This window comes from Streptomyces harbinensis, from assembly GCF_900116145.1.
GTDB classification, from domain to species: domain Bacteria; phylum Actinomycetota; class Actinomycetes; order Streptomycetales; family Streptomycetaceae; genus Streptomyces; species Streptomyces carpaticus.
Genome location: NZ_FPAB01000012.1, coordinates 1 through 24,064, shown reverse-complemented (window position 1 = coordinate 24,064; position 24,064 = coordinate 1). Strand labels below are relative to the sequence as shown.

At 73.3% G+C, this 24,064-nt stretch carries 18 protein-coding genes; 13 read left to right on the top strand and 5 right to left on the bottom strand.

Going from position 1 to position 24,064, the window contains the following annotated elements:
* Positions 1-106 precede the first annotated feature (106 nt).
* Positions 107-1,105, top strand: coding sequence for a ketol-acid reductoisomerase (gene ilvC, locus BM385_RS24180; RefSeq protein ID WP_019434251.1), 999 nt, complete (start codon positions 107-109; stop codon positions 1,103-1,105).
* A 278-nt stretch (positions 1,106-1,383) separates the two neighbouring features.
* Complete coding sequence (serA, locus tag BM385_RS24175; protein ID WP_019434250.1) at positions 1,384-2,973, top strand: phosphoglycerate dehydrogenase; 1,590 nt, start codon at positions 1,384-1,386, stop codon at positions 2,971-2,973.
* Between the two features lie 95 nt (positions 2,974-3,068).
* Here the strand turns inward: serA and BM385_RS24170 are convergent, their stop codons facing one another.
* Both BM385_RS24170 and BM385_RS24165 read right to left on the bottom strand, forming a co-directional pair.
* On the bottom strand, positions 3,069-4,109 hold the full coding sequence (locus BM385_RS24170; RefSeq protein WP_019434249.1) for an NAD(P)-dependent alcohol dehydrogenase: 1,041 nt from the start codon (positions 4,107-4,109) through the stop codon (positions 3,069-3,071).
* Between the two features lie 950 nt (positions 4,110-5,059).
* Positions 5,060-6,088, bottom strand: a complete 1,029-nt coding sequence (locus BM385_RS24165) for a glycoside hydrolase family 6 protein (protein ID WP_254791726.1) — start codon at positions 6,086-6,088, stop codon at positions 5,060-5,062.
* 239 nt (positions 6,089-6,327) lie between these two features.
* On the opposite strand from BM385_RS24165, the gene BM385_RS24160 reads away from it, so the two are divergent.
* Positions 6,328-7,074 carry a hypothetical protein gene (locus tag BM385_RS24160; RefSeq protein WP_093844360.1) on the top strand — a complete coding sequence of 249 codons (747 nt, stop codon included), beginning with the start codon at positions 6,328-6,330 and terminating at the stop codon, positions 7,072-7,074.
* 48 nt (positions 7,075-7,122) lie between these two features.
* Here BM385_RS24160 and BM385_RS24155 read toward each other — a convergent pair whose 3' ends face one another.
* Together BM385_RS24155 and BM385_RS24150 are read right to left on the bottom strand one after the other, a co-directional pair.
* On the bottom strand, positions 7,123-7,773 hold the full coding sequence (locus BM385_RS24155) for an HAD family hydrolase (protein WP_093844359.1): 651 nt from the start codon (positions 7,771-7,773) through the stop codon (positions 7,123-7,125).
* A gap of 246 nt (positions 7,774-8,019) precedes the next feature.
* The gene (locus BM385_RS24150) at positions 8,020-9,135 is read right to left on the bottom strand and encodes a PucR family transcriptional regulator (RefSeq protein WP_093844358.1); all 1,116 of its coding nucleotides are present in this window, start codon (positions 9,133-9,135) and stop codon (positions 8,020-8,022) included.
* Between the two features lie 185 nt (positions 9,136-9,320).
* Here BM385_RS24150 and BM385_RS24145 point away from each other — a divergent pair, with 185 nt between their 5' ends.
* From BM385_RS24145 to BM385_RS24110, 8 genes are all read left to right on the top strand, one after another.
* Complete coding sequence (locus BM385_RS24145) at positions 9,321-10,250, top strand: proline dehydrogenase family protein (protein WP_019436463.1); 930 nt, start codon at positions 9,321-9,323, stop codon at positions 10,248-10,250.
* Between the two features lie 31 nt (positions 10,251-10,281).
* Complete coding sequence (gene pruA / locus BM385_RS24140) at positions 10,282-11,913, top strand: L-glutamate gamma-semialdehyde dehydrogenase (protein ID WP_093844357.1); 1,632 nt, start codon at positions 10,282-10,284, stop codon at positions 11,911-11,913.
* Positions 11,914-12,170: 257 nt separating this feature from the next.
* The gene (locus BM385_RS24135) at positions 12,171-12,359 is read left to right on the top strand and encodes a hypothetical protein (RefSeq protein WP_019436461.1); all 189 of its coding nucleotides are present in this window, start codon (positions 12,171-12,173) and stop codon (positions 12,357-12,359) included.
* An 82-nt stretch (positions 12,360-12,441) separates the two neighbouring features.
* Positions 12,442-13,494: a 3-isopropylmalate dehydrogenase gene (locus BM385_RS24130; RefSeq protein ID WP_026047895.1), complete on the top strand. Its 1,053-nt coding sequence runs from the start codon at positions 12,442-12,444 to the stop codon at positions 13,492-13,494.
* Between the two features lie 405 nt (positions 13,495-13,899).
* Positions 13,900-15,009, top strand: coding sequence for a branched-chain amino acid aminotransferase (locus BM385_RS24125; RefSeq protein WP_093844356.1), 1,110 nt, complete (start codon positions 13,900-13,902; stop codon positions 15,007-15,009).
* A gap of 396 nt (positions 15,010-15,405) precedes the next feature.
* On the top strand, positions 15,406-17,025 hold the full coding sequence (cimA, locus tag BM385_RS24120) for a citramalate synthase (RefSeq protein ID WP_093844355.1): 1,620 nt from the start codon (positions 15,406-15,408) through the stop codon (positions 17,023-17,025).
* A gap of 184 nt (positions 17,026-17,209) precedes the next feature.
* Entirely contained in the window at positions 17,210-18,793 is a 1,584-nt protein-coding gene (locus tag BM385_RS24115; RefSeq protein WP_019436457.1) for an acyl-CoA carboxylase subunit beta, read from the top strand.
* Between the two features lie 32 nt (positions 18,794-18,825).
* Positions 18,826-19,062, top strand: coding sequence for an acyl-CoA carboxylase subunit epsilon (locus BM385_RS24110; protein WP_019436456.1), 237 nt, complete (start codon positions 18,826-18,828; stop codon positions 19,060-19,062).
* Positions 19,063-19,168: 106 nt separating this feature from the next.
* Here BM385_RS24110 and BM385_RS24105 read toward each other — a convergent pair whose 3' ends face one another.
* Complete coding sequence (locus BM385_RS24105) at positions 19,169-19,348, bottom strand: hypothetical protein (RefSeq protein ID WP_019436455.1); 180 nt, start codon at positions 19,346-19,348, stop codon at positions 19,169-19,171.
* A gap of 528 nt (positions 19,349-19,876) precedes the next feature.
* Here BM385_RS24105 and BM385_RS24100 point away from each other — a divergent pair.
* Together BM385_RS24100 and BM385_RS24095 are read left to right on the top strand one after the other, a co-directional pair.
* On the top strand, positions 19,877-23,674 hold the full coding sequence (locus BM385_RS24100; RefSeq protein WP_093844354.1) for a sensor histidine kinase: 3,798 nt from the start codon (positions 19,877-19,879) through the stop codon (positions 23,672-23,674).
* A 19-nt stretch (positions 23,675-23,693) separates the two neighbouring features.
* Positions 23,694-24,064: roadblock/LC7 domain-containing protein (locus tag BM385_RS24095; RefSeq protein ID WP_175543095.1), on the top strand; the 371-nt coding region annotated here is incomplete at its 3' end.

The window sequence follows — 24,064 nt, the reverse complement described above, 5'->3', positions numbered from 1 at the left end:
GCAACCGGCCCGCACGGCGAGATCCCGACCCACCCAACCCACCGCACCACCTACGGTGGACGCACGCCGCGACCACCGCAGCAGTAACAACAAGGAGACAACCGAAGTGGCCGAGCTGTTCTACGACGACGACGCCGACCTGTCCATCATCCAGGGCCGCAAGGTCGCGGTCCTCGGCTACGGCAGCCAGGGCCACGCCCACGCGCTGTCCCTGCGCGACTCGGGCGTCGACGTCCGCGTCGGTCTGCACGAGGGCTCCAAGTCCCGCGCTAAGGCCGAGGAGCAGGGCCTGCGCGTGACCACCCCCGCCGAGGCCGCCGCCGAGGCCGACGTCATCATGATCCTCGTCCCGGACCCGATCCAGGGCAAGATCTACGAGGAGTCCGTGCGCGACAACCTGAAGGACGGCGACGCGCTGTTCTTCGGCCACGGCTTCAACATCCGCTTCGGCTTCATCAAGCCCCCGGCCGGTGTGGACGTCTGCATGGTCGCCCCCAAGGGCCCCGGCCACCTGGTGCGCCGTCAGTACGAGGAGGGCCGCGGCGTCCCGTGCATCGCGGCCGTCGAGAACGACGCCACCGGCAACGCCTTCGCGCTCGCCCTCTCCTACGCCAAGGCCATCGGCGGCACCCGGGCCGGCGTCATCAAGACCACCTTCACCGAGGAGGCCGAGACCGACCTCTTCGGCGAGCAGGCCGTGCTGTGCGGCGGCGCCTCCGCGCTGGTCAAGGCCGGCTTCGAGACGCTGGTCGAGGCCGGTTACCAGCCGGAGATCGCGTACTTCGAGTGCCTGCACGAGCTGAAGCTCATCGTGGACCTGATGTACGAGGGCGGCCTGGGCAAGATGCGCTGGTCCATCTCGGAGACCGCCGAGTGGGGCGACTACGTCACCGGCCCGCGCATCATCACCGAGGACACCAAGGCCGAGATGCGCCGGGTGCTCGCCGAGATCAAGGACGGCACCTTCGCCAACAACTGGATGGCGGAGTACAACGCGGGTCTGCCCAAGTACAACGAGTACAAGAAGGCGGACGAGGACCACCTGCTGGAGACCACGGGCGCGGAGCTGCGCAAGCTCATGAGCTGGGTCGACGACCAGGACTGAGCAGCCGAGGCCGGCCGCGGCGGAGGTCGTACCCCGACCCCGCCGCGGCCCGCCCCGTTCCGGCCCCCGTCGTACCGCACCACCCCCCGTCCGCGGGGATTCGCTCGATCGAGCGGCCACTGCGGCCAACCCGACCCGCAGCGGCACCGCGCCGCATACACTGCACCCAGCACACAAGCGCGTCACAGGCTCACAGCGTCGTGCGTCTCCACGCGGCTGCCTACCTCCACCGCCTCCGGCCGTCGGGACGCGGCCTTCCGCAAAGGACAGTGAGACCAGTGAGCAAGCCCGTCGTACTCATCGCCGAAGAGCTTTCCCCCGCCACCGTCGAAGCGCTGGGTCCGGACTTCGAGATCCGGCACTGTGACGGCGCGGACCGCGCGCAGCTGCTGAGCGCCATCGCCGACGTCGACGCCATCCTCATCCGCAGCGCCACCAAGGTGGACGCCGAGGCCATCGCCGCCGCCCGCAGGCTGCGCGTCGTCGCCCGGGCCGGCGTCGGCCTGGACAACGTCGACGTCGCCGCCGCCACCAAGGCCGGCGTGATGGTCGTCAACGCCCCCACCTCCAACATCATCACCGCCGCTGAACTCGCCTGCGGCCTGCTGGTGGCCACCGCCCGGCACATCCCGCAGGCCAACGCCGCGCTGAAGAACGGCGAGTGGAAGCGCAGCAAATACACCGGCGTCGAACTCTCCGAGAAAACCCTGGGCGTCGTCGGCCTCGGCCGCATCGGCGTGCTCGTGGCGCAGCGGATGGCCGCGTTCGGCATGAAGATCGTCGCCTACGACCCCTACGTCCAGCCCGCCCGCGCCGCGCAGATGGGCGTCAAGCTGCTCCCGCTGGACGAACTGCTGGAGACCGCCGACTTCATCACCGTCCACCTCCCCAAGACCCCCGAGACGCTGGGTCTGATCGGCGACGAGGCGCTGCACAAGGTCAAGCCCACGGTGCGCATCGTCAACGCCGCCCGCGGCGGCATCGTCGACGAGGCCGCGCTGCTGTCCGCCCTCAAGGAGGGCCGGGTGGCCGGCGCCGGCCTCGACGTCTACTCCACCGAGCCCTGTACGGACTCCCCGCTCTTCGAGTTCGACAGCGTGGTCTGCACCCCGCACCTGGGCGCCTCCACCGGCGAGGCCCAGGAGAAGGCCGGCATCTCGGTCGCCCGCTCGGTGCGTCTCGCGCTCGCCGGCGAACTCGTCCCGGACGCCGTCAACGTCCAGGGCGGCGTGATCGCCGAGGACGTACGCCCGGGGCTGCCGCTCGCCGAGAAGCTGGGCCGGATCTTCACCGCGCTGGCCGGCGAGGTCGCCATGCGGCTGGACGTCGAGGTGCGCGGCGAGATCACCCAGCACGATGTGAAGGTGCTCGAACTCTCCGCCCTCAAGGGTGTGTTCGAGGACGTGGTGGCCGAGACCGTCTCGTACGTCAACGCCCCGCTGTTCGCCCAGGAGCGCGGGGTGGAGGTGCGGCTCACCACCAGCTCCGAGTCGCCCGACCACCGCAACCTGATCACCGTGCGCGGCACCCTGACCGGCGGTGAGACCGTGTCGGTCTCCGGCACCCTGGCCGGCCCCAAGCACCAGCAGAAGATCGTCGGCATCGGCGAGCACACCGTGGACCTGGCCCTCGCCGACCACATGGCCTTCCTGCGCTACACCGACCGCCCCGGCGTCGTCGGCACCCTCGGGCGGATCCTCGGCGAGTCGGAGATCAACATCGCCGGCATGCAGGTGGCGCGGGCCGAGGAGGGCGGCGAGGCGCTGATCGCGCTGACTCTCGACGAGAGCGTCTCCGGCCAGGTGCTCGCCGAGATCGCCCAGGAGATCGGCGCCACCTCGGCGCGTGGCGTCGACCTGACCGACTGAGCCGGCTGCCCACCGGCTGACCGTGGCCCGCGCGCCGGGTGCCTCCCGCACCCGGCGCGCGGGAGGCACCCGGCGCGCCCGCGCCCCCGGCCGGATCAGCCGTTCGGCAGGATCACCGCGCGGCCCTGCACCTGGCCCCGGTGCAGCCGCTCGTACGCCCGCGGCGCCTCGTCCAGACCGTAGGTCTCCACCGCCACCTCGATCGCGCCCGCCCGGGCCAGGTCCAGCACCTCGACCAGCTCGGCCCGGCTGCCCCAGTACGGCGCGGAGACCGTCACCTCGAACGCCGTGGTGCCGATCCCCACCGGCAGCGCACCGCCAGCGATGCCCACGATCGTCACATCGGCCTCCACCGCCGCCATGGCACCCGCCGCCGTCACCGTGGGCTGCGCCCCCACGAAGTCGAACACCGCCTCCGCCCCCAGGCCACCGGTCAGCTCCCTGACCTTCCCCGGCGCCCGGTCGTCCGACAGCAGCGCCTCGTGCGCGCCCACCGAGCGGGCCAGCTCCAGCTTCGGCTCCGCCACATCCAGCGCCACCACCCGGGCCGGGCTCAGCGCCCGCAGCAACTGGATCGCCACATGCCCGAGCCCGCCGCTGCCGATCACCACGGCCGTGCTGCCGGGCACCAGCTTGGGCAGCGACCGCTTGATGGCGTGGTACGGGGTGAGGCCGGCGTCCGTGAGCGGCACCGAGGTCACCGGGTCCAGGCCGTGCAGCGGCACCAGGAACCTGGCGTCGTCGACCAGCAGATACTCGGCGATGGCACCGGGCGCGCCCAGACCGGGCGGGAAGATGCCGAGTTCGGCGGCCCGGGTGCAGTAGTTCTCCTTGCCCTGGGAGCACTTGGCGCACCGCCCGCAGCCCTGCGGCCCGTACACCGCGACCGGATCGCCCTCGAATATCCCGGTGACGCCCGCGCCGATCGCCGCGACCACGCCGGCGCCCTCGTGGCCGAGGGTCAGCGGCAGCCGGTAGGGGAAGTTCTCGGCCGGCCACTCCATCACCGCGATGTCCGAGTGGCACACCCCGGCCGCCGACACCTTCAGCAGCACCTGCCCGGGACCCGGCTCGGGATCGGGAACGGTGACCACCTCCGGCGCGGCACCGATTTCCCGGTACTGCACGGCCTTCATACCGGACCTCCTCACTGCGCACGGCCCCCCTCCCACGGTCGGCCGAGGCGCCCACGCCCGCAACCCCACGCGGGACCCGCCACCCGCGGCTGGTCCGCCCACCGCCGCTGGTCCGCCCACCGCGACGCCGCACGGAACGGCGCCGGGGCGCCACCGCCGCACGGAAGGGCGCCGCCGGGGCACCACCGCCGCCGGCCCGACGCCCGCCGTCCACCGACCGCCGCCGCTCTGCGCGGCGTGGGGCCGCCGGGGTGCGGACCGGCCGCGCCGTCCATCGCCACGCCCGCCGCCGTCCAGCGGCCGGGCGAATGTACGGCGCCCGACCCCGGAGGCAGGCCGGGCCCGGCGCGCAGCGGTGTCACTGCGGCGGGCCGCGGTCGGTCCGGTGCGGAGCGGCGGCGCGGCCCTGGGCCGGGGCGGGGCCGGTGTGATGCGTCGGGCCCGGACGTCGTCGCGGTGCGTCGCGGCGGCGCGGGGCTCGGCCGCCCGCCGCACGCGCCGGCTGCCTCCTGCGGCGCGCAGCAGCGGCCTGGAAGGTTGTGGGGGTCTGACTCAGGCAGTGGCGCGGTGGCACGGCAGGTGGGCCCGGGCGGTCGGTCCGGCGTCACGTCGGCGCGTTACCGCGCCCGGCCCTGGGCCGGTGTGTGCGTCGGACCCCGGCGTCGTCGCGGTGCGGCGCGGCGGCGCGGGGCTCGGCCGCCCGCCGCACGCGCCGGCTGCCTGCGGCGCTGCGGGGGGCCGGGTGGATGCGCGGCGGCCTGCGGCGCCGGACCGGAGCGGTGTGCGCGGCGGCGTCACGGCGTGGCGCGGCTCCGGGCCCGTCCGGAGTGCGGCGGCGGTTCGACGCGGCGCCGCACGGAAGGCCGTGCGGCGGCGGCCCGGCGCCGGTGGGGTGTACCGGACCCCACCGGCTCCGGCCTCGTCACGGCCCGGCGCGGCAGCGCCGAGGCTCAGCCGCCGGCCAGCTCGTAGGCGTAGTCCGGGGAGAACTGCCCGGCCGGCCCGGCGCAGCCGTCCAGCTCGCCGGGGCGCTTGATCCACAGATACGCGTCCACCCGCGCGCTGCCGGTGTTCACCGTCGGGCTCTCGCCGACCAGCCGGCCCACCGGGTCGCACCACTCGCTGCCGCTGGGCCCGTTGCCGTTGCGGCTGGTGTCGATGACCGCGCCGAGCTGGGCGTCGCCGAGTTCGCCGAGGACGGCTTCGGCGAACGCCGTCTCATCGGCGGTGGTGCGGTAGTTGGAGGTGTTGGTGTAGATGCCGTTGCCGGCCTCGACCCCGGCGTCGCGCAGCCGCTGGGCGATCGTTGACGGGCTGTGCCAGGCGGAGTGCCCGGCGTCGAAGTAGACCCGGGCCTGCGGGTTCGCGGCGCGGATGATGTCCGCCGCCTCGCCGAGCGCCGCGTACCGGGCGCGGAGCTGGGCGTCGTCGAGGCAGTCGGTGAGGGCGATCGCGTCCGGCTCCAGGATCACCACCGCCGGTCCGCTGCCCAGTCCCGCGGCGAACCCGTGGGTCCAGCTCAGATAGCTGGGGAAGTCCGGCGCGCCGCCGGCCGATGCGCCGCCGCAGTCCCGGTCGGGCAGCACGTACGGCACCAGGACCGGCACCTCGCCGGCTGCCTCGGCCGCGCCGGTGACGGCGGCGACGTCCTGGGTCACCGACGTCGGCTGGTAGGTGGCGAACCAGATGGCCTGCGGCTGGGAGGCGATCCGGCTCTCGATCAGTTGCTGCCGCGCGTCGCCGGGGTTGGCGGCGACCCATTCGTGCACGGCGCCCGGGTAGTTGTGGAAGACGGTGTCCTGGGGCAGGTCGGCGGCGGTGCCGCTCGCCTCCTGCGGCGGGGCCGTGGCGCCCTGGGCCGGGGCGAGCAGACCGAGGGAGAGCAGTCCGCCCAGGGTCGCCGCGGCGGCGGCGAACAGCAGGCGGGGGCGGGGGGACCGGTTGCGGGAGCGCGCGTGCGGGAGGTGTGGGGTGCGCACGGGATCGTTCCTCTCGGGACGTGGGGGAGAGCGGGTGTTCGCGGCGTGGGAGCGGCACCAGGCGATATGGGAGCGCTCCCATCGCGCTTGAAGTTAGTGGCTGACGCGCGTCCCGTAAACCGTTCCCGCACGCCGTCTGCGCCGTCCGGGTGGCCGGCCGGGCGGGGCGGGCCGGGCGGCGCCCGGCCACGGCCGATCATGAGGCTTCCGGAGTGCCGAGACCTGGGGAGTGACGCATCGTGACCACCGCCACGCGGCGCGGACCACGGGGGCGGGCGGTGGCGCCGTTCCTCGTCCTGCTGCTGCTCGCCGCCTGTTCGCAGAGCTCGCAGGACACCTCCCGGGTCGCGGAGGAGAGCCCCGCGCCCACCAGCCCGGCGCCGTCCCCCTCCATCGATCCGGCGGAGTTCGTGGACGAGATCGACAACCCGTATCTGCCGCTGGCCCCCGGCACCGGGCACCACTTCGACGGGATCTGCCCCACCGGCCCGGCGTCGCTGGTGACCGAGGTGACCCAGGACCGGGAGGAGATCATGGGCGTGTCCACCCTGGTGGTACGCGAGCGGCGGACGTGCGAAGGCGAGCCGGTCGCCGAGGTGCGGCAGTTCTACGCCCAGGACGAGGGCGGCAACGTCTGGTACTTCGGCCGTGACGCCGGCGGCGGGGACGCGAGTTGGCGGGCCGGTACCGACGGTGCGCAGCCGGGGGTGGTGATGCTCGCCGAACCGATGGTGGGGGAGATCTATCAGCAGGAGTTCGTACCGGGCGTCGCGGAGGACGAGGGGCAGGTGATCAGCATGAGCGAGGACCTCACGATCAGCCTGGGCCAGTTCAGCGAGGTGCTGAAGATCCGTGAGTCCAGCCGGCTCGATCCCGGGGTGGTCACCGAGAAGTACTACGCGAAGGAGCTGGGGCTGATCCGCTCCCAGCGGGTTGAGGGCGGCAACAACAATCTGGAGCTGGCGGAGATCACCGGCGTCGACTGACCGCCGCGGCGCTCCGTCCGGCCCCGCGCCCTCGGTGCCGCCCGGGGCTCAGCGCGGCGCGCCGATGACGTGGTGGATGGCCGGGACGACGTGTTCGGCGACGTGGGTGGGCCGGTACGCCGCCTCGGCCCAGGCCCGGCCGCCCGACACCCACACGCTGCGCGCCCCGATGGCGTGCGCCCCGCGCACGTCGGCGTGCGGCGAGTCACCGACGACCCAGGCGCCGGACAGCTCCGCGCCGGTGGCGACGGCCGCCGCGCGGAAGATCTCCGGGTCGGGCTTCTTGCAGCCGAGCGCCTCGGAGACGACCCAGCCGTGGACGAGGCCGTCCAGCCCGGTCCCGCGGATCTTCCGCTCCTGCTGGGCGACCGTGCCGTTGGTGACGATCGCGCAGGTCCAGCCGGCGGCGACGGCCTCGTCCAGGGCGGTGCGGACCGCCGGCGCCAGCACCACGCGATCGGCGCCGCCCCGGTCGAGGAAGGCGAGGACGGCGCCCTCGGGGAGGGCGTCCCCGTAGCGGCCGGCCAGGGCCGCGGCGATGTCGTCCCGGAGCCCGTAGCCGCCGGCGTCCAGCCGCATCAGCCACTCCAGGTCGTCGCCGGGCAGCGCGTGTTCGGTGAGGAAGGCGGCAGCCGCCGCGCGGAAGGCGGCGTCCCGGTCGATGAGGGTGTTGTCGAGGTCGAGCAGCAGCAGGGGCATGTCCGGCAGTGGACCACGCGCGAGGGGCGCGGCGGCAGAGGGCATCGGCCGCCGCCCCCGAGCCTTGGGCCGGCCCTCGGCCCCCGGGCCGGCCCCCTGCGGCGGTCAGCTCCCGGCCCCGATGAGCCCCCGGCCCGGGTCAACCTCCCCGCTCCGGTCAGCTCCCGGCCCGGGTCAGCACCCCGCCCCGGTCAGCCGCCGAGGCCCGGGTCACCCCCCCGGCCCCGGTCAGTCCTCCGCCCCCGGTCAGCCCTCGCCCCCCGCCCCGTCGTGCTCCGTGGCGGCGTGCAGTCGGGCCGCCTTCAGGGCTAGGTGGAGCAGCAGCCGGTGGGTGCCGTCGGCCAGGTCGAGGCCGGTGAGGTGTTCCACCCGGGTGAGGCGGTAGTACAGCGTCTGCCGGTGGATGCCGAGCGCGGTCGCGGTGCGGGCGGGGGAGCCGGCCTGGTCCAGATAGGTCTCGGCGGTCCTGGCCAGCTCCCGGTGGGCCGGGTCGAGCAGCGCGCCCGCCACCGGATCGGGGGCGGCCGGCGGGAGCGCGGTGAGCAGCCGGTAGGCGCCGATGGCGGACCAGTGGGCGACGGGGCCGAGCGCCGGTTCGGCACGGGCCGCCCGGGCCGCGCCGAGCGCTTCGCGCCAGGCGTCCGGCAGCTCGGCGGTCGCGCCGCGCGGTGCCCCGATGCCCGCCGCCACCGCCGGGCCGGACAGCCGCTCCGCCACCGCCCGGGCGGCGGGCGGCCGGACCAGCGCCGCCAGTGACCCCTCCAGCGGGCACACGGCCAGTGCCCCGGGCAGCCCCGGCGCGCCCTCGTCCCACGGCAGCGCCACCACCAGGGTGAGCGGGCCGCCGCCCGCCGGGCCGAGCGCCTGGGCCAGTTCGCCGGCCGCCGCCTCCCGCTGCGGGCTGGTCAGCAGGGTGTGCAGCAGCGCCCCGAGCCGGCCGCCGAGCCCGGCGGAGCGGGCCAGCAGGGCGCCGATGCGTTCCGCCGTGGCCTGGGCATCGGAGAGCCGGGGGTCGGTCAGCTCCAGGGCGCCGTCGTCGACCAGCCAGATGTAGCCGTAGACCACGCCGTGGTGGCGGGCGGGCAGACAGATCCGCCCGGTACGTACCCCGGCGGCCGGGTCGGGCGGGATGCGGACCGGGCCGCGCGCCCGGGCGATGCCGAACCGCTCGAACCACGCCCGGACCTCCGCCGAGGAGCGCCGGTGCAGGATCGAGCGGGTGCGTACCGGGTCCATCACCCGGTCGTCCGCGCTGTCGTGGGCGCCGAAGGCGATCAGCGCGAAGTCGCGGCCCTCCAGCGTGGCCGGGGTGCCGAGCTGGGCCGACACCTCGTCGATCAGCTCCTGGTAATCGGGTTCCACCCGGTCTCCGTCCCTCTCCCGCCGCCCCCGCGTCGCGTCCCGCCGCCCTTGCCCGCACCATTCTCATACAGATGTCTGACACCGGTACCCCGGGCGACAGACATCTGTTGATAGGCCCGATGGCCGGGCGCTGCCTAGGTTGCGGAGAGCCGAGTTTCTTCTGGTGTCCGAAAGGTGAGGTGCCCGTGCTGGGACCCGTGCTTCTCGCGGCGGCGCGCAGCGACGCCATCCGGCGGGCCGTCTCCGCCACCCCGCTGACCCGCCCGGTCGTGGACCGTTTCGTCGCGGGCGAGCGGCTGGACCAGTCGCTCGCCGCGGTGCGCGAGCTGACCGGCGCCGGTCTCGCGGTCACCCTGGACCATCTGGGGGAGGACGTCACCGACAAGGGCCAGGTGACGCAGGCCAGGGACGCCTATCTCGCGCTGCTTGAGGGGCTGCGCGCCGAGGGCTGGGGGCAGCGGGCCGAGCTGTCGCTGAAGCTGTCGGCGTTCGGGCTGCGGCTGCCGGGCGGCGGCGAGGAGTTCGCGCTGCGCTCGGTGGAGCCGGTGCTGGCCGCGGCCGAGGAGGCCGGGACGATGGTCACCCTCGACATGGAGGACCACACGGCGGTCGACGGCACCCTGGCCGTGCTGGCGGCGCTGCGCGGCCGGTTCCCGCGCACCGGGGTGGCGGTGCAGTCGTATCTCTTCCGTACCGAGGACGACTGCCGCGCGCTGGCCGCCGCGGGCTGCCGGGTGCGGCTGGTCAAGGGCGCCTACCGGGAGCCGGCCTCGGTGGCGTACCAGGACAAGCGGCAGGTGGACCTGGCCTATGTGCGCGCGCTGCGCATCCTGTTCACCGGCGGCGCCCATCCGATGATCGCCACCCACGACCCGCGGCTGATCGCCATCGCCGAGGAACTGGCGCGGCGGGCGGGCCGTGACGTGGACGGCTACGAGTTCCAGATGCTGTACGGGATCCGCACCGAGGAGCAGCTGCGGCTGGCCCGCGCGGGCCACACGATGCGGGTGTACGTCCCGTACGGCACCGACTGGTACGGCTACTTCATGCGCCGGCTCGCCGAGCGGCCGGCCAACCTCGGCTTCTTCGCCCGTTCCCTGCTGACCCGGGGCTGACCGCCCCCTCACCCCGAAGGAGTACACGGCCATGGACGCTGTGACCCAGGTGCCCCCGCCGGTCAACGAGCCGGTCCACACCTACGCGCCCGGTTCGGCGGAGCGCACCCGGCTGGAGCGCAAGCTCAAGGAGCTGGCGGACCACCCCATCGAGCTGCCGATGACCATCAACGGGGTCAAGCGGATGGGCGCGGGCGAGCGGTTCGACGTGGTGCAGCCGCACAAGCACAGCGCGCGGCTCGGCACGTACGCCAACGCCACCCGCGACGACGCCCGGGACGCCATCGACGCCGCGCTGGCGGCGGCGCCCGCCTGGCGGGAGCTGCCGTTCGACGAGCGGGCGGCGATCTTCCTCAAGGCCGCCGAGCTGCTCTCGGGGCCGTGGCGGGAGACGATCGCCGCCTCCACCATGCTGGGCCAGTCCAAGACGGTGCAGCAGGCGGAGATCGACGCGCCGTGCGAGCTGATCGACTTCTGGCGGTTCAATGTGCACTTCGCCCGGGAGATCCTGGCGGAGCAGCCGCTGGTGCAGCCCAAGGGCGTGTGGAACCGGCTGGACTTCCGCCCGCTGGAGGGCTTCGTCTACGCCATCACCCCGTTCAACTTCACCGCGATCGCCGGCAATCTGCCCACCGCCCCGGCGCTGATGGGCAATGTGGTGGTGTGGAAGCCGTCGCCGACCCAGACGCACGCGGCGGTGCTGCTGATGGAGCTGCTGGAGGAGGCGGGGCTGCCGCCGGGCGTCATCAACCTGGTGACCGGGGACGGCAAGGAGGTCTCCGAGGTGGCGCTGCCGCACCCGGATCTGGCGGGGGTGCACTTCACCGGTTCGACCGCCACCTTCCAGTACCTGTGGCGGGAGATCGGCACGCACATCGAGCGGTACAAGGGCTATCCGCGGATCGTCGGTGAGACCGGCGGCAAGGACTTCATCGTGGCGCACCCCAGCGCCGATCCGGCGGTGCTGAAGACGGCGATCACCCGCGGCGCCTTCGAGTACCAGGGGCAGAAGTGCTCGGCGGCCTCCCGGGCGTACATCCCGCGTTCGCTGTGGGAGGGCGGGCTGCGGGAGGAACTGGTGGCCGAGACGGAGGGGCTGTCGATGGGCGACCCCACCGATCTGTCGCACTTCATGTCGGCGGTCATCGACGCGCGGGCGTTCGCCAAGAACAAGGCGGCGATCGAGCGGGCGAAGGCGGACCCCTCCTGTGAGATCGTGGCGGGCGGCACCTGTGACGACTCGGTCGGCTGGTTCGTGCGGCCCACCGTGCTGACCTGTTCCGATCCGGAGAACGAGGTCTTCACCACCGAGTACTTCGGGCCGATCGTCGCGGTGCACGTCTACGAGGACGACGCCTTCGACACGATGCTGGAGCAAATGGAGTCGGTGGCCCCGTACGCGCTGACCGGGGCGCTGCTGGCGCGGGACCGGGCGGTGGCCGCGGCGGCGAGCGAGAGGCTGCGGTTCGCGGCGGGCAACTTCTATCTGAACGACCGGCCCACCGGCTCGATCGTCGGGCAGCAGCCGTTCGGCGGCGCCCGGGCCTCGGGCACCAACGACAAGGCCGGTTCCAAGTTCAACCTGCTGCGCTGGACCTCGCCGCGCTCCATCAAGGAGACCCAGGTGCCGGCGACCGACTATCGCTATCCGCACATGGGCTGATCGGAAACGGTCGGGAACGGCCCCGGTGGTGCACGGAAGTGACCGCCGGGGCCGTTCCCGTCTCACATACTAGGACGGTCGAGTATCTGGCGGGACATCACTGCTGCGGGCCGCTACTTTTGTAGAAGCCGACAGTGACGCTCCATCCAGCGTGCGGACGCTCCGGTCAGGTGCGACGGCGCGGGCGATCCCCGCGGCACCCGGCCCGCCCCCTGCGGCAGCCCCCGCCTCACCCTCACCCCTGGAGCCGATCCGCCATGGACGACACGTTCGCCACGCCCGCCGCGCCGGCCGCTCCCGCCGAGGCCCGCACCCCGCGCATCGCCCCCCGTATCCCCCGCGCCCTCGCCGGGCGCGACGACGCCAACCGCCGCCGCGCCGCCGCTGCGCTCCAGCGCGCCCTCGACCGCCGGGACAACGGCGGAGCCCCGCTGCCCGCCCACTGACGCCGCACCGCACCGCCGCGCCGCTGTCCGGATCGTGGACGTCATACGTCCGCTGGCCGGGACCCGGCGTATGGTCCTCCGCATGGCGCGCAGCATCGATCTCGCAGTGATCCCCGGCGACGGCATCGGCCCCGAGGTGGTGGCCCAGGGCCTCAAGGTCCTCGCGGCAGCCCTGCCCTCCGACGTCAAGCTGGAGACCACCACCTACGATCTGGGCGCCAAGCGCTGGCACGCCACCGGGGAGACCCTCCCGGACGCCGACCTGGAGCGGCTGCGCGGCCACGACGCCATCCTGCTGGGCGCCATCGGCGACCCGGGCGTGCCCTCGGGCGTGCTGGAGCGCGGTCTGCTGCTGAAGCTGCGCTTCGCCTTCGACCACTACGTCAACCTCCGCCCCTCCGTCCTCTTCCCGAACACGCCCACCCCGCTGGCCGGCAACCCCGCCATCGACTTCGTGGTGGTGCGCGAGGGCACCGAGGGACCCTACGTCGGCAACGGCGGTTCGATGCGCACCGGCACCCCCGCCGAGGTCGCCACCGAGGTGTCGGTCAACACGGCCTACGGCGTCGAGCGCGTGGTCCGCGACGCCTTCGAGCGCGCCGCGGCCCGCCCCGCCAAGAAGCTGACCCTGGTCCACAAGAACAACGTCCTGGTGCACGCCGGCCACCTGTGGAAGAACACGGTGGACCGCGTCGCCCAGGAGTACCCGCAGGTCACCACCGACTACCTGCACGTCGACGCGGCGACGATCTTCTTCGTCACCCAGCCCGAGCGGTTCGACGTCATCGTCACCGACAACCTCTTCGGCGACATCCTCACCGACCTCGCCGCCGCCATCACCGGCGGCATCGGGCTCGCCGCCTCCGGGAACATCAACCCCACCGGTGAGTTCCCCTCCATGTTCGAGCCCGTGCACGGCTCCGCGCCCGACATCGCGGGCACCGGAGCGGCCGACCCCACCGCCACCGTGCTCTCCGTCGCCCTGCTGCTGCGCCACCTCGGCTACGAGGAGCAGGCCGGCCGGATCGAGGCCGCCGTGACCGCCGACCTGGCGGAGCGCGACGGCACACCGCGTGACACCGACACCATCGGGGACGCCCTCGCGGTACGCGTAGCCGGTTCCGTAACCGGCTAGGGGGTGTCCGGTGGATCCCGCCTGGCCCGCAACTCCTGGCACGGCACCTCGCTGCGTTGTCGGGCACGACCGAGTAGCCCACTACGAGGTCGACCCTCCGCCTTGCGATGCACCGCACCAGGACCCGCGGGCCTGACCGGCGCTATCCACCGGACACCCCCTCCCGCGGCTCACCTCACGCACCCCCTCGCCGCCGGGCCCGCATCGCGCCCGGCGGCTGGGCTTACCCGCCGCTGGGTGCCACCATCACCATCGAGACCGCCAGCCGTACGCATGCCGTACGGCCCCGCGCGATAATCGGACGCGGGGCCGAACCGCCTCCCGATGCTCGGACTTCCTAGTACCGCATCCATCGGGGGACGGACCGGCGGTCCGCCACACCACTCAGCGAAGGACGCGCTCACCATGACGACGCCGCCGATCGAATTCGACCTGAAGCCCTCCGCCAGCCCGCTGTCGGACGCGGAGCGCGACGCCGTGCTGGCCGCCCCCGGCTTCGGCCGCCACTTCACCGACCACATGGTCACGCTCCGCTGGACCAAGGGCAGGGGCTGGCACGACGGGCAGCTCACCCCGTACGCCCCCTTCCAGCTCGACCCCGCGAACAAGACCCTGCACTACGGGCAGTCCATCTTCGAAGGGCTCAAGGCGTACCGGCAGCCCGACGGCTCCATCGGCGTCTTCCGGCCGGACGCCAACGCCCGCCGCTTCCAGGACTCCGCCCGCCGCATGGCCATGCCCGAACTGCCGGTCGAGACCTTCGTCGAGGCCATCGAGGTGCTGCTCGCCCAGGACGCCGCCTGGGTCCCGCCGCACGGCGGCGAGGAGTCGCTGTATCTGCGCCCCTTCCTGTTCGCCACCGAGGACGGCCTCGGCATCAATGAGCCGGCCGGCTCCTACCTCTTCGTGCTGATCGCCTCGCCGGCCGGCGCCTACTTCCCGCGCGGCGTCAAGCCGGTCTCGGTCTGGCTCTCCAAGGAGTACGTGCGCGCCGCCCCCGGCGGCACCGGCGCGGCCAAGTTCGCCGGAAACTACGCCGCGTCCTTCCTCGCCCAGGCCGAGGCCGTCGACCACGGCTGCGACCAGGTGGTGTGGCTGGACGCCGTCGAGCGCCGCTGGGTCGAGGAGATGGGCGGCATGAACCTCTACTTCGTGCGCGGCTCCGGCGAGGACGCCACGATCGTCACCCCCGAGCTGACCGGCACCCTGCTGGCCGGGATCACCCGCGACTCGCTGCTGACCATCGCCGCCGATCTCGGCTACGCCACCGGCGAGATCCGGATCTCCATCGAGGACTGGGAGCGCGAGTGCGCCGAGGGGTCCCTCACCGAGACCTTCGCCTGCGGCACCGCCGCCGTGATCACCCCGGTCGGCTCGGTGAAGTCCTCCGGCGCCGCCTGGACGATCGGCGACGGCGAGCCGGGCCCCATCACCCTGCGGCTGCGCGAGGCCCTGCTGGCCGTCCAGCAGGGCAAGGCCGCCGACCCGCACGGCTGGATGCACCGGGTGGGCTGACCCCCGCCGCAGCGGCACCGCGCCGCACCGCCGCCGGTACGGATACGGGCACCCCGCCCCGTACCGGCGGCGCCCGCCCGCTCCCGTACCGCCGCCGCACCGGGCGGCGGCCGGCCGGGCCCTCGTCCGGATCGTGAGACACCCCGGGTACCGAGGGCATCCTGTGCCACACTGGGCCCGTGCTCTCGTTCGCCATGATGATTATTGGTGATGAGCGCGCCGGTCCGCAGTGATCGCCGCCCCACCCCACCGGGTGACGCGGCCACCGTGCCTCGACCCGCGCGCAGACCTCTCGCATCCGCGAGAGGTCTTTTCGTTTCCCGGCCCCACACACGGCCGGACGGGAGCAGGGCAGTGGAGCCGACCAGAACCGCATCCTCCGCAGGAGCCACCACCATGACCACACCGGCCACCCCCGCCGCCCCGGACGCCCCCGACGACGGCTTCCACGTCTTCGACACCACCCTGCGCGACGGCGCCCAGCGCGAGGGCATCCACCTCACCGTCGCCGACAAGCTGGCCATCGCCCGCCACCTCGACGACTTCGGCGTCGGCTTCATCGAGGGCGGCTGGCCCGGCGCCAACCCCCGCGACACCGAGTTCTTCCGCCGCGCCCGCGAGCTGCCCTGGCGCCACGCCCACCTGGTGGCCTTCGGCGCCACCCGCAAGGCCGGCACCACCGCCGCCGAGGACCCGCAGGTCCAGGCCCTGCTGGACTCCGGCGCCCCCGTCGTCACCCTGGTCGCCAAGTCCCACGACAAACACGTCGAGCTGGCCCTGCGCACCACGCCCGAGGAGAACCTCGCCATGATCGCCGACACCGTGCGCCATCTGCGCGCGGCCGGCCGCCGGGTCTTCGTCGACTGCGAGCACTTCTTCGACGGCTACGCCGACAACCCCGGCTACGCCCTGGACGTGGTGCGCGCCGCCGCCGGGGCCGGCGCGGACGTCGTCGTCCTGTGCGACACCAACGGCGGCATGCTCCCCGCCCAGGTGCAGGCCACCGTGCGGACCGTCGTCGCCGACACCGGCGCCCGGATCGGCATCCACGCCCAGGACGACACCGGCTGCGCCGTCGCCAACACCCTCGCCGCCGTGGACGCCGGCGCCACCCATGTGCAGTGCACCGCCAACGGCTACGGCGAGCGGGTCGGCAACGCCAACCTCTTCCCGGTGGTCGCCGCCCTGGAGCTGAAGTACGGCAAGCGGGTGCTGCCGCCCGGCGCGCTCAAGGAGATGACCCGCATCTCGCACGCCATCGCCGAGGTCGTCAACCTGACCCCCAGCACCCACCAGCCCTACGTCGGTCTGTCCGCCTTCGCGCACAAGGCCGGGCTGCACGCCTCCGCGATCAAGGTGGACCCCGACCTCTACCAGCACATCGACCCCGAGCTGGTCGGCAACTCCATGCGGATGCTGGTCTCCGACATGGCCGGCCGCGCCTCCGTCGAGCTGAAGGGCCGCGAGCTGGGCTACGACCTGGAGGGCGACCGCGACCTGGTGGGCCGGATCGTCGCCCGGGTCAAGGAACAGGAGGCGAAGGGCTACACCTACGAGGCCGCCGACGCCTCCTTCGAACTGCTGCTGCGCGACGAGGTCACCGGCCGCGCCGCCCGGTTCTTCCGGCTGGAGTCCTGGCGCGCCATCACCGATCAGCGGGCGGACGGCACCCTCGACAACGAGGCCACCGTCAAGCTGTGGGCCAAGGGCGAACGGGTGGTCGCCACCGGCGAGGGCAACGGCCCCGTCAACGCCCTGGACCGGGCGCTGCGCGGCGGACTGGAGCGCACCTTCCCGGAGCTGGCCCGGCTCCAGCTGGTGGACTACAAGGTGCGCATCCTGGCCGGCCGGGCGGGCACCCAGTCCACCACCCGGGTCCTCATCACCACCGGCGACGGCGAGGGCGAGTGGTCCACCGTCGGCGTGGCGGACAACGTGATCGCCGCCTCCTGGCAGGCGCTGGAGGATGCCTACACCTACGGTCTGCTGCGGGCCGGGCTGCGTCCCACGGAGTGAGCCGGACCGGGGGGAACGAGCGGACTTATAGGGTTCCTCCAGTTCCCCCCGGCTCTCCTGTGGTACTTCGCTGCACCATTGCCCCGGAAACCGTTGGTTCTGTACAGGGCGACCACGAAATGACGGCGGAGACTGTACAGATCTGACGAGAGCGTTCGCTCCCGGCGTTTCATAGGGTCTTTACATGACCGAAGAGTCCCTGACGCCCGTGGCCGCACCCGATGCCCGGGGCCGCGTCGCGGAGCTGCACGCCATCCGTGACGAGATCGGCCGTGGTCCCAGCGAGAAGGCGACCGCGGCACAGCACGCCAAGGGCAAGCTGACCGCCCGGGAGCGGATCGAGCTGCTGCTGGACGAAGGCTCCTTCCAGGAGGTCGAAGGGCTGCGCCGGCACCGTGCCACCGGCTTCGGTCTGGAGGCCAAGCGCCCCTACACCGACGGTGTCATCACCGGCTGGGGCACCGTCCACGGCCGTACCGTCTTCGTCTACGCGCACGACTTCCGGATCTTCGGCGGGGCGCTCGGGGAAGCGCACGCCCAGAAGATCCACAAGATCATGGACATGGCCATCGCGGCGGGCGCTCCGCTGGTCTCCCTCAACGACGGCGCCGGCGCCCGGATCCAGGAAGGTGTCTCGGCGCTGGCCGGCTACGGCGGCATCTTCCAGCGCAACACCAAGGCGTCCGGGGTCATCCCGCAGATCTCCGTGATGCTCGGCCCCTGCGCGGGCGGCGCCGCCTACAGCCCGGCGCTGACCGACTTCGTCTTCATGGTCCGTGAGACCTCGCAGATGTTCATCACGGGACCGGACGTGGTCAAGGCCGTCACGGGCGAGGAGATCACCCAGAACGGGCTGGGCGGCGCCGATGTGCACGCCGAGACCTCCGGGGTGGCGCACTTCGCCTACGACGACGAGGAGTCGTGCCTGGAGGAGGTGCGGTTCCTGCTGTCGCTGCTGCCCTCCAACAACCGCGAGAACCCGCCGGCCGCCGAGACCGAGGACCCCGCCGACCGCTCGGGCGACGCGCTGCTCGACCTGGTCCCGGCGGACGGCAACCGCCCGTACGACATGCGCGCCGTCATCGAGGAACTCGTCGACGACGGCGAGTTCCTGGAGGTCCACGAGCGCTGGGCCACCAACATCATCTGCGCGCTGGGCCGGCTCGGCGGCCAGGTGGTCGGCATCGTCGCCAACCAGCCGCAGTCGCTGGCCGGGGTGCTGGACATCCACGCCTCCGAGAAGGCCGCCCGCTTCGTCCAGCTGTGCGACGCCTTCAACATCCCGATCGTCACCCTGCTGGACGTCCCCGGCTTCCTGCCCGGCGTGGACCAGGAGCACGGCGGCATCATCCGGCACGGCGCCAAGCTGCTGTACGCGTACTGCAACGCGACCGTGCCGCGCATCTCCGTGGTGCTGCGCAAGGCGTACGGCGGCGCGTACATCGTGATGGACTCGCAGACCATCGGCGCCGACCTCACCTACGCCTGGCCGACCAACGAGATCGCGGTGATGGGCGCGGAGGGCGCGGCGAACGTCATCTTCCGCCGGCAGATCGCCGCCGCCGAGGACCCCGAGGCGACCCGGGCCCGGCTGGTCAAGGAGTACAAGACCGAGCTGATGCACCCGTACTACGCCGCGGAGCGCGGGCTGGTGCACGACGTGATCGACCCCGCCGAGACCCGCGCGGTGCTGATCCAGTCGCTGGCGATGCTGCGCAGCAAGCACGCCGACCTGCCCGCCCGCAAGCACGGCAACCCGCCGCAGTGACGGGTCCGGCGACCACCGAGGAGAGACCGCAGATGAGCACGGAGACGGGGATGGAGACGGGCGTGGACAGCAAGCTGGTGCGGGTGGAGAAGGGCGCCGCGAGCGATGAGGAACTGGCGGCGGTGACCGCGCTGCTGATCGCCCGCGCCGCGCAGGCCCCGGCGACGGTGGCCGGACCCGGGCACTTCGCCGCCGGCCGCAGCACGGCCGGCTGGCGGCGGCTGGAGCGGACGCCGGGCTTCCGGGCGCCGCACAGCTGGCAGGGCTGAGCCAGGCCGGACAGCCGGGAAACGCGAGGGCGGGCCGGACACCGGGGATCGGTGTCCGGCCCGCCCTGTGCCGTGGGCGGACGGCGGGGTGTGCGCGGGCGCGCGCTCAGGCGGCGTCCGGGGCCTTGTCGAGGATGGTGCGGCGCGGGTTGGCGGTGCTGCCGGGCAGTTCCTCGGAGGCGGAGTACGTGACGGGGGCGGGCGTCAGCTCGTCGGCGTCCCGCAGGTGGGCGAGGGTGGTGCGCCGGGGGTTGGCGGTGGAGCGGACGCTGAGGGTGCTCTTCACGGATGACCTTAGATCGAACGGCTGCTTGTAAAGCCTGACACTAGGTGCCGTATACCCCCGAGCGTTCCTTATCGGCCACGGCCCATCTGTGATTTTCCTCACGAGCCCCAGGTCAAAAGCCGCATAGCAGACGCCAGTTCGGGCATCGGAAACAGGTGCACAGTGGGGAAAACCGTACACATCGCCTCGGTCGGCCCGGGTGCTGGTGTATCGATTCGATGGCGATGTGGTGGAGAAATGTCCGCTATGCCTGCTCCGCGCTTCCACGGGAGGTAGCGGGATGCCTCCGGAGCGTCATAGATGTCACGGGACCATTCCGGGCCCTTGTTGGAGATCGGCCACTGTGCTGGAATTCCACGGACCGCCGCGTGACACGAGCTCATGTGCAGGGCGCGCCCCAAGCGTCACGCGCTGGCTGAACACCGGACACGCCGGTTACCGACGACCGCCGGGGGGTCGTATGCCCCTGGCTCGATACCGTCACGCCGCATCGCGGCGCGACGCCTGGTCCAGAGGTTGCGACGCATAGTGCAGGGACGTTTCAAGAGGGAAGGCAGCGCTGCGGGGGAACCGGAGCAGGGTGGTGCCACACAGCGTGGCTCCTCCGGCGGATCTGCCTCCGGCGGCGACCCGGCGCGCTCCGCGCCCGGTAGCGGGGAGGCCCCGGCCGACCGGAGCGCCACCCAGGACGACCCCGCGGCACCCGCCGAGTCCAGAGGACCCAGCCGGGCCGGATCCCGGCTGGCGCTGCGCAACTGGCGCATCAGCACCCGCCTGGTCTCGCTGATCGCCCTCCCCGTGATGGCCGCCACCGTGCTGGGCGGCCTGCGGATCCAGTCCTCGATGGACGACATCGAGCAGCTGGACACCATGCAGCTGCTCACCGACATGACCCAGCAGGCGACGCTGCTCGCCGCCGCGCTCCAGGAGGAGCGCGACCGCTCGGCCGGTCCGCTGGTCGCGGGCATGAGCGCCAAGAGCGACGAGATCGCCACCGCCCGCGAGCGGACGGACGACGCGCGCGCCGCCTTCAGCGACGCCACCAACGCGATCACCGCCGACGACGAGGTCATGCGCGGCGTCCAGGCCACCGTCCTGGACATCAGCCGGCAGCTCACCGGCATCAAGGAGATCCGGGACGAGGCGTACGCCGACCCGGAGTACGTCTCGCAGACGATCATGCGCTACAGCGACCTGATCGACGCGCTGCTCTCGCTGTCCCAGGACATGGCCCAGGCCACCAGCAACAGCGAGATGATCCGCTCCACCCGCGCCCTGGCCACCTTCTCGGCCGCCAAGGAGCACGCCTCCATCCAGCGCGCCGTCATCACCGCCGGACTCGCCCGCGGTGAGCGCGACGGCGACGAGATGGGCCTGTCGCCCAGCGACTGGCGCTACGGCAAGACCCACGCGGCCAGCGAATCGGCCGCCCTCAACAGCTTCACCCAGATCTACGGCGACGACGTCGCCGCCACCGGCCTGCTCGACCCGCTGGAGGGCGGCATCGTCAACGTCGTGTCCGCGGACACGTACCGCGACACGGTCTTCGCCGCCCTGGACGGCATCCAGCGCCAGGACCGCTCGTACCGCGACTGGTTCGACCAGGACCGCACCAAGATCGACGCGATGAACGCGATCGAGCGGACCCTGATCACCGAGATGGAGGAGCAGGCCCGCGACCTGCGCAACGAGGCGCAGCAGGAAGCCATCCTCAACGGCGCCGTCGTGGTGCTCGTCCTCGGCATCTCCCTGGTCGGCGCCTTCGTGGTGGCCCGCTCCATGGTCCGCTCGCTGCGCCGCCTCCAGGACACCGCGCAGGAGGTCGCCCACAAGCGGCTCCCCGAGGTCGTCCGCCAGATGTCCGAGGCGGAGCCCGAGGATGTCGACACCTCCGTGCAGTCCGTCGGTGTCCACACCCGCGACGAGATCGGCCGGGTGGCCGAGGCGTTCGACGACGTCCACCGCGAAGCCGTCCGGCTGGCCGGTGAACAGGCCCTGCTGCGGGGGAACGTCAACGCGATGTTCACCAACCTCTCGCGGCGCAGCCAGGGCCTCATCCAGCGTCAGCTCTCGCTCATCTCCGAACTGGAGTCCCGCGAGGCCGACCCCGACCAGCTCTCCTCGCTCTTCAAGCTGGACCACCTCGCCACCCGCATGCGCCGCAACGGCGAGAATCTGCTGGTCCTCGCCGGTGAGGAGCCCGGCCGCCGGTGGACCAGGCCGGTGCCGCTGGTGGACGTGCTGCGCGCCGCCGCCTCCGAGGTGGAGCAGTACGAGCGCATCGAGCTGAGCGCCGTGCCCAAGACGGACGTGGCCGGCCGGGTCGTCAACGACCTCGTGCACCTCCTCGCCGAGCTGCTGGAGAACGCCACCTCCTTCTCCTCGCCGCAGACCAAGGTCAAGGTCACCGGTCACGCGCTGCCGGACGGCCGGGTGCTGGTCGAGATCCACGACACCGGTATCGGGCTCTCGCCCGAGGACCTCGCCGAGATCAACGACCGGCTGGCCAACCCGCCCACCGTGGATGTCTCCGTCTCGCGCCGGATGGGTCTGTTCGTGGTCGGCCGGCTGTCCCTGCGGCACGGCATCCGCATCCAGCTGCGCCCCTCCGACTCCGGCGGCACCACCGCGCTGGTGATGCTCCCGGCCGAGGTGGCCCAGGGCAACCCCGGCCGTACCCCGCGCCCCGGCCCGCAGCCGGGCGGCGGCATGCCCGGCGGCGCACCCGGTGCCCCGGGCGCCGCGAGCGCGCCGCCCACCACCACCGTGCAGCGCGAGACGCCGCCCGGCGGCCGGGCACCCGGCGGGCCGCAGGCCCCCGGCGGCCCCGGCGCCCGCGGCCGTGGACTGGCCAACCTGGGCAAGGGACCGTCCGCCTCGCGCGGCCAGGTGGCCGGCGGCCCGGACCGCCCCGCCCTGCCCTCGCGCCCGGGCAACGCCTCCTTCCCCGCCACCGCGGGCGGCCCCGGCGCCCCGGCGCCCGCCCCGGCGGGTTCCGCGGCCGAGGCGGGCCGTGACGGGCTGACCGGCGGTCCTGGCTCTCCCGGCGGTGCCGGCGCTCCGGCGGACGGCGGCGTCGACCGTACCGGCCGCCCCAGCTGGGCCAGCCGCGTCGAGGACAGCGGCCGAATACCCGTGGTGGGCGACCAGGGTGAGGGACCGCGCGGGCACGAGGAGCCGGACACCGGCGAGTACGCCCGCCCCGGCTTCACCGGGGCCAGCGGCCCCGCCCCGCGTCCGGCCCACCCCGCCGGCCGCTCCGCCCAGCAGTTCGACGCCTTCGGCGGCGGCGACTTCCGCTCGCCGGCGCAGGGCGGCGACCCCGGCCGTCCCGGTGGCGACCGCCCCGGCTACCCGGGCGACACGGCCGAGTTCCCGGCGGTGGGCGGCCAGGACTTCGGTACCGGCCGGCCCGCCGCGGACCGGCAGGGCCCCACCGGATACACCGAGACCGGCGAGTTCCCGGCCCTGGGCCAGAACCCCGGCCGGGACCGGGAGCCCCAGCAGAACCCCGGCGGCTACCCCGCCGACACCGGCGAGTTCCCCGTCATGGGGCAGGGCGCCGGGCAGGGCCGCGGCGGCTACCCCGCCGACACCGGCGAGTTCCCGGCCCTCGGCCAGGCGCCGGAGCCCCAGCGGTACCCGTCCGAGACCGGTGAGTTCCCGGTGCTCGGGCAGCCGCAGTCCGCCCTGCCGGAGCGGCACCAGCCGCCGCAGCCGGCCGCGTTCACCGATCCGCTGCCCGGCGGTGGCCCGCACTCCTCGGAACGCACGCCGATCTTCGAGGAGATGGAGTCCACCTGGTTCGGGACCCGGCGGATGGAGCCGCCCGCTCCCACCGGGCAGCAGCCCGCGACCGGTACGGACACCGGCGCGGGACTTCCGGTCCGCGGCCACCCCGGCCGTACGGACTCCCCGGCCGCCGCGACGGGCGGCGACGCCGCCGGCGACGGCTACGGCGCAACGCCGCGCGAGGAGTTCCCGCGCGCCGCTGCCCCGGCCGCCGCCGCACCGCAGGGCCCCGCGCCCACCTGGCGGCCGTCCCCCAACGACGAACTGGGGCGTCAGGCGGGACAGCTGCGCCAGCCGAGCGCCGGCGGGGTCACCACCTCAGGACTGCCCCGCCGGGTCCCGCGCGCCAACCTGGTCGCGGGCGCCGCACAGCAGTCGCAGCAGCAGGCCGCCCCGACGGGCCCGCAGGTCTCCCGCGCACCGGACGCCGTCCGGGGCCGGCTGACCAATCTCCGCCGGGGAATTCAGCAGGGGCGCCAGGCCAATTCCACGGCCGGCCGGACCGATCGGGGCTCCGGCCCCAGATACCAGTAGGAGCGTTAGTGTGAGCCCGATGAGCCAGGCGGCGCAGAACCTGAACTGGTTGATCACCAACTTTGTGGAGAACACTCCTGGGGTGTCGCATACGGTGGTGGTGTCGGCTGACGGTCTTCTGCTGGCGTTGTCCGAGGGTTTTCCCCGGGATCGTGCGGATCAGTTGGCTGCGGTGGCGTCGGGTCTGACGTCGTTGACGGCTGGTGCGTCGCGGATCTTCGAGGGTGGTGCGGTGAATCAGACGGTGGTGGAGATGGAGCGTGGGTTCCTTTTCATCATGTCGATCTCGGATGGTTCGTCGTTGGCGGTGCTGGCGCATCCGGAGGCGGACATCGGTCTGGTGGGGTACGAGATGGCCCTGCTCGTCGACCGCGCCGGTACCGTACTGAC

Bases quoted from the DNA above. Each gene is read 5' to 3' on its own strand.
- BM385_RS24170 (WP_019434249.1), bottom strand. From the start codon at position 4,109: ATGAAGGCCGTGCAGTACCGGGAAATCGGTGCCGCGCCGGAGGTGGTC.
- BM385_RS24155 (WP_093844359.1), bottom strand. From the start codon at position 7,773: ATGCCCCTGCTGCTGCTCGACCTCGACAACACCCTCATCGACCGGGAC.
- pruA (WP_093844357.1), top strand. From the start codon at position 10,282: ATGGACGCTGTGACCCAGGTGCCCCCGCCGGTCAACGAGCCGGTCCAC.
- BM385_RS24135 (WP_019436461.1), top strand. From the start codon at position 12,171: ATGGACGACACGTTCGCCACGCCCGCCGCGCCGGCCGCTCCCGCCGAG.
- BM385_RS24130 (WP_026047895.1), top strand. From the start codon at position 12,442: ATGGCGCGCAGCATCGATCTCGCAGTGATCCCCGGCGACGGCATCGGC.
- BM385_RS24125 (WP_093844356.1), top strand. From the start codon at position 13,900: ATGACGACGCCGCCGATCGAATTCGACCTGAAGCCCTCCGCCAGCCCG.
- cimA (WP_093844355.1), top strand. From the start codon at position 15,406: ATGACCACACCGGCCACCCCCGCCGCCCCGGACGCCCCCGACGACGGC.
- BM385_RS24115 (WP_019436457.1), top strand. From the start codon at position 17,210: ATGACCGAAGAGTCCCTGACGCCCGTGGCCGCACCCGATGCCCGGGGC.
- BM385_RS24110 (WP_019436456.1), top strand. From the start codon at position 18,826: ATGAGCACGGAGACGGGGATGGAGACGGGCGTGGACAGCAAGCTGGTG.